This is a genomic window from Paraburkholderia sp. Cy-641 (assembly GCF_011752945.1).
GTDB lineage: Bacteria > Pseudomonadota > Gammaproteobacteria > Burkholderiales > Burkholderiaceae > Paraburkholderia.
Genome location: NZ_VWWM01000054.1, coordinates 25,223 through 37,021, shown reverse-complemented (window position 1 = coordinate 37,021; position 11,799 = coordinate 25,223). Strand labels below are relative to the sequence as shown.

Annotated in this window: 13 protein-coding genes; 8 read left to right on the top strand and 5 right to left on the bottom strand. The window is 66.1% G+C overall.

The genetic code is table 11. The features are described 5' to 3' along the window. Positions 1–27 precede the first annotated feature (27 nt). The 3 genes from F3J20_RS24950 (at position 28) to F3J20_RS24940 (ending at position 1,712) form a co-directional block, all read left to right on the top strand. Positions 28–576: an energy transducer TonB gene (locus F3J20_RS24950; RefSeq protein WP_167284839.1), complete on the top strand. Its 549-nt coding sequence runs from the start codon at positions 28–30 to the stop codon at positions 574–576. 234 nt (positions 577–810) lie between these two features. Further along, entirely contained in the window at positions 811–1,119 is a 309-nt protein-coding gene (locus F3J20_RS24945) for a transposase (RefSeq protein ID WP_167043914.1), read from the top strand. A 326-nt stretch (positions 1,120–1,445) separates the two neighbouring features. Then, positions 1,446–1,712, top strand: a complete 267-nt coding sequence (locus F3J20_RS24940) for a hypothetical protein (protein WP_167043911.1) — start codon at positions 1,446–1,448, stop codon at positions 1,710–1,712. Between the two features lie 85 nt (positions 1,713–1,797). Here F3J20_RS24940 and F3J20_RS24935 read toward each other — a convergent pair whose 3' ends face one another. Together F3J20_RS24935 and F3J20_RS24930 are read right to left on the bottom strand one after the other, a co-directional pair. Further along, a complete protein-coding gene (locus F3J20_RS24935; RefSeq protein WP_167284837.1) occupies positions 1,798–3,246 on the bottom strand; it encodes an ATP-binding protein in 1,449 nt (482 codons plus the stop codon). After that, positions 3,243–3,956 (bottom strand): response regulator, encoded by a 714-nt coding sequence (locus F3J20_RS24930; RefSeq protein WP_167043904.1) that lies wholly within the window; start codon positions 3,954–3,956, stop codon positions 3,243–3,245. Before F3J20_RS24930 ends, F3J20_RS24935 begins: the two co-directional genes overlap by 4 nt. 378 nt (positions 3,957–4,334) lie before the next feature. On the opposite strand from F3J20_RS24930, the gene F3J20_RS24925 reads away from it, so the two are divergent. Further along, complete coding sequence (locus F3J20_RS24925) at positions 4,335–4,610, top strand: hypothetical protein (RefSeq protein ID WP_167043901.1); 276 nt, start codon at positions 4,335–4,337, stop codon at positions 4,608–4,610. Here F3J20_RS24925 and F3J20_RS24920 read toward each other — a convergent pair. Next, positions 4,607–5,857 carry an arsenic transporter gene (locus tag F3J20_RS24920; protein ID WP_167284836.1) on the bottom strand — a complete coding sequence of 417 codons (1,251 nt, stop codon included), beginning with the start codon at positions 5,855–5,857 and terminating at the stop codon, positions 4,607–4,609. The genes F3J20_RS24925 and F3J20_RS24920 overlap by 4 nt on opposite strands. Before the next feature lie 239 nt (positions 5,858–6,096). Here F3J20_RS24920 and F3J20_RS24915 point away from each other — a divergent pair, with 239 nt between their 5' ends. The 4 genes from F3J20_RS24915 to dinB all read left to right on the top strand — a co-directional run bounded on the left by F3J20_RS24915 (position 6,097) and on the right by dinB (position 9,469). Next, on the top strand, positions 6,097–6,660 hold the full coding sequence (locus tag F3J20_RS24915) for a cytochrome b (protein WP_167284834.1): 564 nt from the start codon (positions 6,097–6,099) through the stop codon (positions 6,658–6,660). Between the two features lie 137 nt (positions 6,661–6,797). Next, the gene (locus tag F3J20_RS24910) at positions 6,798–7,382 is read left to right on the top strand and encodes a YceI family protein (RefSeq protein ID WP_167284832.1); all 585 of its coding nucleotides are present in this window, start codon (positions 6,798–6,800) and stop codon (positions 7,380–7,382) included. A 122-nt stretch (positions 7,383–7,504) separates the two neighbouring features. Continuing rightward, on the top strand, positions 7,505–8,083 hold the full coding sequence (locus F3J20_RS24905) for a YceI family protein (RefSeq protein ID WP_167043888.1): 579 nt from the start codon (positions 7,505–7,507) through the stop codon (positions 8,081–8,083). Positions 8,084–8,302: 219 nt separating this feature from the next. Further along, a complete protein-coding gene (gene dinB / locus F3J20_RS24900) occupies positions 8,303–9,469 on the top strand; it encodes a DNA polymerase IV (RefSeq protein ID WP_167043885.1) in 1,167 nt (388 codons plus the stop codon). On the opposite strand, the gene F3J20_RS24895 is transcribed toward dinB, so the two are convergent. Together F3J20_RS24895 and F3J20_RS24890 are read right to left on the bottom strand one after the other, a co-directional pair. Beyond that, entirely contained in the window at positions 9,436–10,926 is a 1,491-nt protein-coding gene (locus F3J20_RS24895; RefSeq protein WP_167284831.1) for a heavy metal sensor histidine kinase, read from the bottom strand. The two genes, dinB and F3J20_RS24895, sit on opposite strands and share 34 nt — an antisense overlap. Continuing rightward, complete coding sequence (locus tag F3J20_RS24890; protein WP_013591770.1) at positions 10,923–11,609, bottom strand: heavy metal response regulator transcription factor; 687 nt, start codon at positions 11,607–11,609, stop codon at positions 10,923–10,925. Before F3J20_RS24890 ends, F3J20_RS24895 begins: the two co-directional genes overlap by 4 nt. Between the last annotated feature and the right edge of the window lie 190 nt (positions 11,610–11,799).

Genomic DNA, 11,799 nt, shown 5'->3' with positions numbered 1-11,799 from the left:
TGGCGTTCTGGCGCCGGGGATTCGACCATGAAAAACAACGGACGATTGATCGCTTGCTTCCTGGCGTGCGCGCTGCTCGCGGGCTGCGCGAACGACCCGCCGAGCGCGGCGGACAACCTCCCCACCCGCCCCGCGCAGCAGGTGCTCGATCATTGTCTCGCGATACTCGCGCCGGCCGGCATGCCGCCCCCCGCGCCGGACAGTCTCAACGAGTCGCAGTGGTCGCGCTATGTCGGCTGCGCCATCGGCGCCAATCTGCATGCCCCGAGCGATCAGGTGCGCGACAACCCCGAAGCGCTCGTCGAAGTGCGGGTGGCCCCGAACGGCGAGATCAGCGCGATCCAGCTGCTCGGCAGCAGCGGCAACGCCGCATGGGACCACGCAGTCGATCGCTCGATCGGAGCGACGCCCGCGCTGCATCCCGCGCCGGCCGGTCATCGGGTCAGCAGAATGGTCCTGCATTTCAAGCCCGTCCCGCAGGGACTCGGCATGCCCTCCGCAGCCGGTCTCAGCGACGAGAGCCACTGGTCCCGGCATCAATGCATCTGGGTCAGCGGCATGCATTCGTGCAATTGACGCGCGGTTAAGTGCGCAGTTAAGCGCGCGGTCAAACACACCCTTGAAGCGACGCAATTGAAGCGCCATGAATCACCCCATGCAAAGGGCCATGACCCGCATGCGGCAACGCTACCATCATCGGCGGCAAAGCAATTCGCCGTTCAACGGGTAAAACCGCAGCCAAATCCAGCACTGGAAGCAACGCGCCAAACCGTAAGATCGAGACGACCTGTCAGTTGAACGTTGGACGGCATGCTAGATCTTCCTCTTTCCGATGACGCGTGGGCGCGTATCAGCCACCTGTTCCAGCAGGAGCCGAAGAAGCGTTCCGGACGACCGTCGCGCCCGCCGCGCGAAATCGTGAACGCGATCCTGTGGATCATGACGCGCAACGAAAAATGGCACCGTTTGCCGGCGACGTTTCCGCCGTCGCAGACCTGCTACCTCAAATGGCTGCAATGGCGGCGCTCGGGCCTCATCGCGCGGCTTCTCGACGAGCTCGAATTGACCGGGCAGGTCGCCCTGTCGGAAGCACCGGAAGCGTCGGCAGCCGACGCATAAAGTCTGCGCGGCTGCAAAACGAAGCGAAACGCAGCGCGGCTGATCGCGGCTGATCGATCCGCACGCAGCCTTGCTGCGCGGCGCACCGCGTTCACGCGCTTTTCCTCGTACCGCCGGCGGCAATGCGGCTTATATTGATGTCAGGAGCACTCGCGCTTTGCCCTGCCGGTACGGCGCGATCTGTATCGGCAACGCGCGCGCGGGTATGATGCCGAACGCGTCCCGCTCCGGCCCAGGACGCCACGCAGCGGCGACGCGCCAGCGTCGTGATCGCCGTGACCGCCGTGACCGCTCCTTAAGCCGCATTTTTCGTCGCGAGAACCATCATGTCTGCCCAACACGACAAAGCTTCCGGCTCGAGCACCCCGCCGAACGAGGCGAAGCACAAGCCGCTGTCCCTGACCGCGCGCAATCTCCTGATGGTCGCCATCGGCCTAGTAACGTTCGCGATCGTGTCGGGTGTCGTGCTCTACAACCCGATCATGTACGGCGACGAGATTCCGAACTTCGGCATCATCCTGATGCTGACCGTGCCGGTCATCGCCGGTGTCGCGTTTCGCGTCGGCATCGACGCGTGGCTCGACCGCAAGTGAGCCGCGCGGCTCCGGCAAGCCGCGCGAAACTCATCGCCCCTCTCGGCGCGGCGTAGCAGCGTGACGTGACGGCACGGCCGCTGCGTCACGCACGCGCCACCGGCAACACGACCCATACTTCGAGCCCGCCGCCTTCGCGCGCATGAAACTGCAGACTGCCGCCATGCAGCCGCGCGATCCGCTCGACAATCGACAGCCCCAGCCCCGTACCGCCGCTGTGCGCACGCGCATTGCGGCCGCGCTGGAACGGCGCCTTGAGCTTCTCCAGTTCCGCCGCCGACAAACCCTTGCCCCGATCGCCGACCGCGACCGTCAGCGCGTCCCGGGTCGCCCACGTACGCACCGCGAGCCCCGAGCCGCCGTAGACGATGGCGTTCTGCATCAGGTTCATCAGGAGCCGCATCATGCCGATCGGACGATAGGCGATGGCCGGCAGCGTCCCGAGCGACAACTCGAACGCGTGCCCGAGCCCGGCGAAATCGCCGGCGAGCCGTTCGATCAGCGCGTTCAGATCGCCGGCTTGCGCTTCCTCGCGCTCGCCGCTGCCCGCGTAGTCCATGAACTGCTGCAGGATCGTCTCGATCTGGTCCAGATACGACTCGGCCGCGATCACGAAGCTGCTGTCGCCGCCTTGCGGCATCGCCATGGCCATCGAAAGACGCAGCTTCGTGAGCGGCGTGCGAATGTCGTGCGAGATGCCCGCGAGCATCAGCGCGCGGGTCGCCTCGGCTTCCTGTAACGCCCGCGTCATCTGATTGAAAGCGCTGCCCACTGCGGCGATTTCGCTGGGGCCGTCGGTCGGCAACGGCGCGGGCGTTTCACCGGCGCTGACGCGGCGCGCGGCCCGCGTCAGTTCGCGCAACGGCTCGTTCAGATGCAGCTGGATCGCATAGCCGGCCAGCGCCGCCAGCACGCCGAGGCCGAGCGACAGCAGGATCGCCGCTTCGAGCCCGCTGCCCTGCGCGTCCTCGGGAATCGGCAACGCGATCCAGTACGGGGCGGCCGGCATCCTGCCGGAAACATGGTCCGATGCATGGCTCGAAGCATCACCCGAGGTATGGCCCGAAACATGGCCCGCAGCATCGGCCAAAGAAGAACCGCCCGCCCCGCCCACCGGTGCATGCATGCGAATCCACAAGCGCTGCGCGCCCTCGGTCTGCCAGCGCGCAGGCATGTCGGCGGGCAGATGCTTGCGCAGACTGTCGAGAAACACGCCGCGCTGATAGTTGCGATATGCGCGCATGAGACTCGGCCGCGGCGCGGCGTCGGCCTCGGGCGGCAACTGCTCGCGCGCGTCGAGGCGCGCGCTCAGCACGGCGCGCGCGGCCGGCGGCGTGGCCGCGAGCAGGCTGTCGCGCGTCGTCACGTAGGTGGCGAACACGGCCGCCGCGCGCTCGACGCGCGGCCGCTGCACGTAATGCAGCAGCACGCCGATCGAGCAAACCTGGCTCAGCATCACGAGTGCGATCAGCAAGGCAATGTTGCGCGCGAGCAGCGTCCTCGGCAGCGCCCGCTGCCAGAGCGCGCGCGTCATGGTTCGACGTCGGCGGCGAGCATGTAGCCGACGCCCCACACGGTGCGGATGAAACGCGGCTTGGCCGGATCGTCCTCGACGATCTGCCGCAGCCGCAGCACCTGCACGTCGATGCTGCGATCGAGCGCGTCATGGTCGCGCCCGCGGGCGCGCGCGAGCAGATTGTCGCGGCTCACGGCACGATTCGGCGACGACGCGAGCGCGACGAGCAGCAGCATCTGCGCCGAATGAATCTCGAGCGGTTCGCCCGCGCGCCGCAGTTCCTGCTTGCCGACGTCGAGCGTGAAGTCGCCGAAACGCACACGCTGCGAGGTCACGGTAACATCGCCCGCGGCCATCTTCTGGCGCCGCAGCAGCGCGTTGATGCGCGCGACCAGTTCGCGCGGCAAGAACGGTTTCGCGAGGTAATCGTCGGCGCCGGTTTCGAGGCCGGTCACGCGGTCGAGCGGATCGCCCTTCGCGGTCAGCATCAGGATCGGCAGCGTCTCGCCTTGCGCGCGCAGCTTCGCGCAGATTTCGAGGCCGTCCTCTTCGCCGATCATCAGATCGAGTACGAGCAGATCGAACGGCTCGCGTTCGAGATAGCGGTACAGCCGCTTGCTGTCTTCGGCGGCGCGCACGTCGAAGCCGTGGCCGCGCAGAAAGCGCAGCAGCATGTTGCGCAGTTCGGCTTCGTCGTCGAGCACGATGATTCTGGCGGGGCGTTCCATGCGCAAGCTCCTCGTAGCGGGCGCCGGCTCGCGCCCTGCGCGACCGCTGCGACCTCGGCGACCCCGCCCCGGCCGCAACCGGCGCCGTTGAACCAGCATAGGACATGCGTCAGGCGCCCACGCCTCGTGAATTCCCGCTGTCCGAACGCAGGGAAGACAGCGCCAGCAGGACGGTTCGCACGATGTATTCAGCGCTACACGTAAAGCTTGCAGCGCTTTGCACTTTCTACCGTCACGCCTGCCGCGCCGACACCTGCTGCCGGGCGCGCTTGCCGTTGCCGCAATGGGCGGGAAGCCCTGCGCGCGGGCAGGAACGAAGTTTGCTACGTAACGCCGGTTCGCGCGGGGCTAACCACCCATTTCTTCCGGAACCCTCAGATGAGTTACCAGGATATCGATAAAGAAATCGCTCACCTCGAAATCGTCTTCAGCCTGATTTCCACGCGCGACCGTTTTCCGCTGTCGTACTGGCATCAACGGCTGCATGCGCTGACCCGTTCGTCGACGATGCTGCCGACGCAACGCCAACGTCTCGCGCAACTCGAAGCGACGCTGCGCTCGGTCGGCGCGACACGGAACCTGGCCGGCGCCAAAACGCGGCGGCCTCGCGGCCTCGGCTATGAACCTCCAAACACGCTCGTCCCCGACGCTTAAGCCGTTAGAATCCGCGCGCCGAGCGCCAGCACGAGTGCCGGCACCATCACGAACACGCCGGCCTTGAGGAACTTCGCGAAGCTCACGTCTTCGCCTTCGCGGCGAATCGCGTTGAGCCAGAGGATCGTGGCGAGCGAACCGGTAATCGACAGGTTCGGCCCGAGGTCGACGCCGATCAGCAGCGCATCGATCACGCGCTCGGGGCTGTGCGCCTGCAACACCGTCGAACTCGCGATCAGGCCGGCGGGCAGGTTGTTCATCAGGTTGCTGCCGAACGCGACGATTGCGCCGGCCCAGCCCGCCGCGGCCATTTCGTTGTGTTCGGTCGCGCGCCGCAACGCGGCCGCGAGCGTCGCAATCACGCCCGTGTGATCGAGCATCTCGACGAGCACGAACAGTGCGGCGACGAGCGGCAGCACGCTCCACGAGATTTCGCGGATCATCGGCAGCGGCGATTTGCGCTCCTTGATAAGCACGACGAGCGCGGTCAGCGTGCCGAGGATCGCGGTCGGCATGCCGAGCGGGATGTCGTACGCGGAGACCGTCAGCAACGCGGCCGCCGTCACCGCGATGCCCGCGAGCGCGACGCGCCCGCTCGCCGACAGCATCACCGCCTCGAGATTCGCCGCGCAGACGCCGGCCAGCGCCTCGCGCTGGGTCCAGCGCAGCATCACGAAGGTCGCGCCGATCGACAGCAGCGACGGCAGCGTGAAGCGCAGCATCCACGGCCCGAGCGGCGGCGTGTGATTGCCGTAGAGCACGATATTGGCCGGATTCGAGATCGGCAGCACGAAGCTCGCCGCATTGGCGACGAACGCGCAGACGAACAGCAGCGGCAACGGCGGCGTTTTCGCTTTCTTCGCGGCCGCGAACACGGCCGGCGTGAGCACGACCGCGGTCGCATCGTTGGAAAGAAACGCGGTAATCACGACGCCGACCAGGTACACGAGCACGAACAGCTTGCGCGGCGAGCCGCGCGCATGGTTGACCGCGAGCACCGCGACCCAGTCGAACAGCCCCTCGCGGCGGCCGACTTCCGAGAGCAGCATCATGCCGAACAGGAACAGATAGACGTCGCTGCCCTTGCCGATCGCCTCGACGGCGAGCGACACGGGCAACAGGCCGAGCGACACGAGCAGCAGCGCACCGGCGACGGCCCATACGGCCTCGGGCCATTTGAACGGCCGCGCGATGACTCCGGCGGTGGCAAGCGCGGCAATACCCCACGAAAGAAACACGGAATTCACGAAGTCGGCCCGGCTGAAGGGTTGCGCGGATTGTGCTTTGCCTGATACAACCCGCTTGTTGGGGTCACAAATTACCACAGCGCCTCGCCCGGCGCGCCAGGCTTTCAAAGCTGTCTTTCAAAGCCATTAGCGTCACGGCGACAACAATCTGTTTTCGCTCACCCGTCTATTCAGTTTCCATGGGTGTCCCTACTATCCGCACTGATGCGCGATCCCTCGCGCGCAACCGACACGACACGATGCCCACTCGACCTTCCGATGCCGTCCGCTACAACGGCGCGGCCATCGCGCTGCACTGGCTGATCGCGGCGCTGATCATCTGCGGTTTCTATATCGGCTGGATCATGACCGATATCCCCGGCTTTACGCCCACGAAGCTCAAGTACTTCTCGTGGCACAAGTGGATCGGCGTGACCGTCTTCGCGCTCGCGGTGCTCCGCGTGCTCTGGCGCGCTACGCACCGCGCGCCCGCGCTCGACGACGCGACACCCGGCTGGCAGAAGGCCGCCGCGCATCTCGTGCACGGCGTGCTGTATCTGCTGATGCTGGCGATTCCGCTGTCCGGCTACTTCTATACCTCGGCGGCCGGCATTCCGGTCGTGTATCTCGGCATCGTGCCGCTGCCGACCTTCATCGGCCCCGACCAGGCGCTGAAGGCGACGCTGCGCACGGTTCACGTGCTGCTCAATTACACGCTGCTCGCGCTCGTCGCCATGCACGTGCTCGCCGCGCTCAAGCATCAGTTCATCGATCGAGACGGCCTGCTCGCCCGCATGGTGCCGTTTCTGAAGACGCGCGCATGACGGTACGAAGCGACACGAAGCAGCGACGCGCAGGCTTCGGCCAGCCCGCCGGCACCCGATTGACTACGACCCGTTGGCAATCTAATTCCGCGCGGTATGCAATGAACGCGCGCGACTCGGATAGGATGCGTACCACCATGAAAGCGACCCTTCACCACTTCCATCACGCCGCCCAGCGCGCCGCGCTCGCCGGCCTCGCCGCGTTTTCCCTGTTCGGCGCGGGCCTCGCGCACGCCGACGTCGATCTCGCCAAAAGCAGCGTCGTTGCCACGACGAAACAGATGAACGTGCCCGTCGACGGCAAGTTCAAAAAGTTCTCGGCGCAACTGAACTTCGATCCGGCCAAACCGACGGCGGGCAGCGCCAACGTGTCGATCGACACCGCGAGCTACGACCTCGGCGCCGACGACTACAACAAGCAGGCGCAAGGCAAGGAATGGTTCGACAGCGCGGCCTTCCCGAACGCGACCTTCGTATCGAGCGCGATCGCGCCGGCCGGCGGCAACCAGTACAAGGTGACCGGCAAGCTCACGATCAAGGGCAAGTCGCAAACCGTCGTGGTGCCGGTCGTGATCGCGAGCCAGGGCGCGACGCAAACCTTCGACGGCTCGCTGCCGATCAAGCGCACGCAGTTCGACGTCGGCACCGGCGAGTGGAAGGACACCTCGGTCGTCGCCGATGAAGTCGTCATCAAATTCCACCTCGTTTCCACGAAGAAATAACGCGGAACGCAGCATTGCAATACGCAGTACCGGATACGCAGCACCCGATACGCAGCACCGAAGCACGACGGCATGTCACACGACCGCCGTACCACGACACTTTCTGAAATCTGGAGTCCACCTTGAAAAAATCCTTCCTGCTCGCCGCGGGCGCGCTCGCCGCTGCGCTGTCGTTCAACGCGATGGCCGCCGACACCTACGTGCTCGATCCGACCCACACGTCCCCGAGCTTCGAGGCCGATCACATGGGCGGCGTCTCGATCTGGCGCGGCAAGTTCAAGAAGAGCAGCGGCACCGTGGTGCTCGATCGCGCGGCGAAAACCGGCACGGTCGATGTGACGATCGACATGACCTCGGTCGACATCGGCAACGACAAGCTCAACGAGGAACTCGTCGGCGAGAAGTTCTTCGACACCGCGAAGTTCCCGACCGCGACCTACAAGGGCACGCAGATCCGCTTCGACGGCGACAAGCCGGTCGAAGTGATCGGCACGCTGACGATGCATGGCGTCACGAAGCCGGTCAATCTGAAGATCGAATCGTTCAAGTGCATTCAGCACCCGATGCTCAAGCGCGAAGTGTGCGGCACGGAATCGACCGCGACGTTCAACCGCGACGACTTCGGGGTCGACTTCGGCAAGGCGTACGGCTTCAACATGAAGACGACGCTGCATATCCAGGCTGAAGGCATCAAGCAGTAAGGCAGGCCCGACGTAACGGGCATGTAGCAGACACGTAGCACCCATCGCGGGCGCGCCGTCGGGCGCCCGCGATGTCGTTTTCGGTGGGCCGCGGCGGCGCTCGGACGATGAGCGCCGGCAAGGTACCATGACGGTTTGGCAGACCGCGACAGACACAGCGCGGCGCCGGCATCGATCGTCCGATCGTCCAACCGTCATTACCCGCGCGTCCACCGCTTCATGAATTCTCCGCCCCGCCGCATCGCGCATCTCGACATGGACGCGTTCTACGCGTCCGTCGAGCTGCTGCGCTATCCCGAGCTGCGCGGGCGCGCGGTCGTGATCGGCGGCGGCCGCAACAGCGCGCCGCAGGTGCTCGAAGACGGCAGCAAGCGCTTCGCGAAACTGCGCGATTACGCGGGCCGCGGCGTCGTTACCACGTCCACCTACGAAGCGCGCGCGCTCGGCGTGTTTTCGGCAATGGGGATGATGAAGGCCGCCGCGCTCGCGCCCGACGCGATCCTGCTGCCGACCGACTTCGACTCGTACCGCCACTACTCGCGCCTGTTCAAGGCCGCGGTCAGGACGTTCACGGACCGCATCGAGGATCGCGGCATCGACGAAATCTATATCGACCTCACCGAGCTGCCCGGCGAGCCGCGCGACCTCGGCATGCGCATCAAGCAGGCCGTCAGACAGGCGACCGGCCTCACGTGCTCGATCTGCGTCGCGCCGAACAAGCTGCTCGCGAAAATCGGCTCCGAACTCGACAAGCCCGACGGCCTCACGCTCCTCGCGCCGGCCGACATCCCGCTGCGCGTGTGGCCGCTGCCGGTGCGCAAGGTCAACGGCATCGGCCCGAAGGCCGCGCAGAAACTGACCGCGCTCGGCATCGCGACGGTCGGCGATCTCGCCGCCGCCGACGCGGGGTTGTTGCAGGACCATTTCGGGCGCAGCTATTCGGCCTGGCTCATGCAGGTCGCGCAGGGCCACGACGAGCGTCCGGTGGTGGTCGAATCGGAGCCGAAATCGATCAGCCGCGAGACCACCTTCGAGCGCGATCTGCATCCGCGTCATGACCGCCCGGCGCTATCGAGCGCGTTTACGGGGCTGTGCGTGCGCGTCGCCGACGATCTCGCGCGCAAGGGCTACGTGGGCCGCACGGTCGGCATCAAGCTGCGTTACGACGATTTCCGCACAGTCACGCGCGATCTGACGCTCGACGACCCGACCGCCGACGCCGCCGAGATTCGCCGCGCGGCCACCGAATGTCTACGGCGGGTGGAGTTGAACCGCAAGCTGCGCTTGCTGGGCGTGCGCATCAGCGCGTTGATGCCGGCGAGCGAAGCGGCGCTCAAGCCGCGTTTGCCGGTTCAGGCCGACTTGCCCTTCGCGAGCGACCCATAGGTCGTATCGGCCGTATCGGTCGGCACGCCCGCCGCATTCGCGGCCGGGCGTGCGGGCGCCTCGGGCGGCATCTCGCCCGGCACCGCTGTCGCCGCCACCGAAAACGCAAACGTGTTGACGCCGTTCGCGCTCTGCGCGGACACGGTGCCGCGATGCATCTCCGCGATCGCCTTTACGATCGCGAGCCCGAGCCCGTGGTTTTCGCGGCTGTTGGTGCGCGAGGCTTCGGCGCGATAGAAGCGGTCGAACAGATGCTCGAACACGTCCGGCGCGATCGGCGCGCCCGGATTCGCGACGGCCACGCACCACTGGCCGCTCATGCGGCCTTCCCCGCGCGCGATCGTCACGCTGATCGACGCGCCCGGCTCGCAATGCTGGATCGCGTTCATCAGCAGATTCGTGCAGGCGCGGCCGAACAGCGAGCGGTTCACGCGCGCGAGCGCGTCGCCCTGCAATTGCGCATGCACGCGCGCCTCTTCGAGCGGAATCTCGAGAAACTCCAGCGTATGCGCGACTTCCGCCGCGAGCGATACCTCGACGAGCCCGGTCGCGCGTTCGCCCTGATCGGCGCGCGCGAGAAACAGCATGTCGTTGATGATCGCGCGCATGCGCTCGAATTCCTCGAGGTTCGATTGCAGCGTATGGCGCAGATCGTCGACCGAGCGGTTGCGCGTGAGCGCGACTTCGGTCTGGCCGATCAGGATCGTCACCGGCGTGCGCAGTTCGTGCGCGACGTCCGCGTTGAACGATTCGAGGCGGCCATAGGCGCCGTCGAGCCGTTCGAGCGCGCCGTTGAACGAGTTCGCGAGGTCGTTGAGTTCGAGCGGCAGCGACGCCGTGTTGAGCCGTTGCGAGCGATTGTTCGGACTCACCGCCGAGGCGTCGCGCGTGAGACGCGTGAGCGGCGCGAGCCCGATGCGCGTGACCGAATAGCTGAGCAGCAGCACGGCGAGACTGCCGAGCGCGGAAAGCGCGGCAAGCGTCGAGCCGAACACGCGCATCGTGCGCAGGTTCGGCGAATAGCTCGACGCGACCTGCAACTGCACGGGTGGCCGCGAGGCATTGGCCGCCAGCGTCATCGTGAACGTCAGCATGTCGGGACCGCCGTCCGCCGGCGTGATGCGCGCGTAGCCATCGGGCCAGCTTTTCATGACCGTGCCCTGCACCGGCGTGCCGAAGCGGAAATTCGGGTCCTCGCTCGACACCGCGTACACGGTGCTGCTGTCGTGCGGCGTCATGTCGGTGAGTTTTTCGCGGGCGATGCGCCATTTGTCGGCCGTGCTCGCGTGATAGACGATGATGCGCGCGATCTGCGTGCGATCGTCGAGCGATTCGCGCAGATGGTGTTCGAGTTGCGTGCGCAGCACGAGAAAGAGCCCGGTGCCCACGAGCGTGAACACGAACAGCGCGACGAACGCGAACATCAGCGCGAGACGCCGGGCGATCGAGCGGTTCATGACGGCTCGGCCTCTTCGCGCACTTCGAGCACGTAGCCCATGCCGCGCACGGTGTGCAGCAGCTTCGAGGGGAACGGGCCGTCGAGCTTCGCGCGCAGCCGCTTGATCGCGGTTTCGACGACGTTGGTGTGGCTGTCGAAATTGACGTCCCACACGAGTTCGGTAATCGCGGTCTTCGAGAGAATATCGCCCTGGCGGCGCGCGAGCACGCTCAACAGCTGGAACTCTTTCGCGGTCAGATCGAGCCGCACGCCGTCGCGCGTCGCACGGCGGCCGATCAGATCGACGAACAGATCGCCGACCGAAATCAGCGTCGATTCCTGCGAACGCGTGCGGCGCGCGAGCGCATGCAGACGCTCGACGAGTTCGAGAAACGAAAACGGTTTGGTCAGATAGTCGTCGGCGCCTTCGCGCAGACCGCGCACGCGGTCGTTCACGTGATCGCGCGCGGTCAGCATGATGACCGGCGTCGACTTGCGCATGCGCAGCGCCTTCAGCACGCTGAAGCCGTCGCGCTTGGGCAGCATCACGTCGAGGACGATCACGTCGTAATCGAATTCGGTTGCCAGATGCATGCCTTCCTCGCCGTCGAGCGCGACGTCGACGACCCAGCCCTGCTCTGTCAAACCGGAGCGCAAGTAGTCCACGACCTTGTGCTCGTCTTCAACAATCAGCAATTTCATGCGTGTCCCCTGTCGGCCGTGGCCAGTGCTTCAGCATCGGCTACGGTCCCTTGCAACGTCGCTGCCCGACCTTGCATTATACGAAACGACCCTTGATTCTTGCTGCCAGCGGCGCCGGCCTGGGCGCAGGCCTCGGCCTTGATTTGGGCCTGGCCTGGCTCTGCCACGGCCCGGCCCCGCGTGCCGAGCG

What these genes read in the sequence shown, in the direction of transcription:
- dinB (WP_167043885.1), top strand. Translation starts at nt 8,303, where the DNA reads ATGAATTCTCCGCCCCGCCGCATCGCGCATCTCGACATGGACGCGTTC.
- F3J20_RS24930 (WP_167043904.1), bottom strand. Translation starts at nt 3,956, where the DNA reads ATGGAACGCCCCGCCAGAATCATCGTGCTCGACGACGAAGCCGAACTG.
- F3J20_RS24895 (WP_167284831.1), bottom strand. Translation starts at nt 10,926, where the DNA reads ATGAACCGCTCGATCGCCCGGCGTCTCGCGCTGATGTTCGCGTTCGTC.
- F3J20_RS24925 (WP_167043901.1), top strand. Translation starts at nt 4,335, where the DNA reads ATGAGTTACCAGGATATCGATAAAGAAATCGCTCACCTCGAAATCGTC.
- F3J20_RS24940 (WP_167043911.1), top strand. Translation starts at nt 1,446, where the DNA reads ATGTCTGCCCAACACGACAAAGCTTCCGGCTCGAGCACCCCGCCGAAC.
- F3J20_RS24915 (WP_167284834.1), top strand. Translation starts at nt 6,097, where the DNA reads ATGCCCACTCGACCTTCCGATGCCGTCCGCTACAACGGCGCGGCCATC.
- F3J20_RS24890 (WP_013591770.1), bottom strand. Translation starts at nt 11,609, where the DNA reads ATGAAATTGCTGATTGTTGAAGACGAGCACAAGGTCGTGGACTACTTG.
- F3J20_RS24910 (WP_167284832.1), top strand. Translation starts at nt 6,798, where the DNA reads ATGAAAGCGACCCTTCACCACTTCCATCACGCCGCCCAGCGCGCCGCG.
- F3J20_RS24945 (WP_167043914.1), top strand. Translation starts at nt 811, where the DNA reads ATGCTAGATCTTCCTCTTTCCGATGACGCGTGGGCGCGTATCAGCCAC.
- F3J20_RS24935 (WP_167284837.1), bottom strand. Translation starts at nt 3,246, where the DNA reads ATGACGCGCGCGCTCTGGCAGCGGGCGCTGCCGAGGACGCTGCTCGCG.
- F3J20_RS24950 (WP_167284839.1), top strand. Translation starts at nt 28, where the DNA reads ATGAAAAACAACGGACGATTGATCGCTTGCTTCCTGGCGTGCGCGCTG.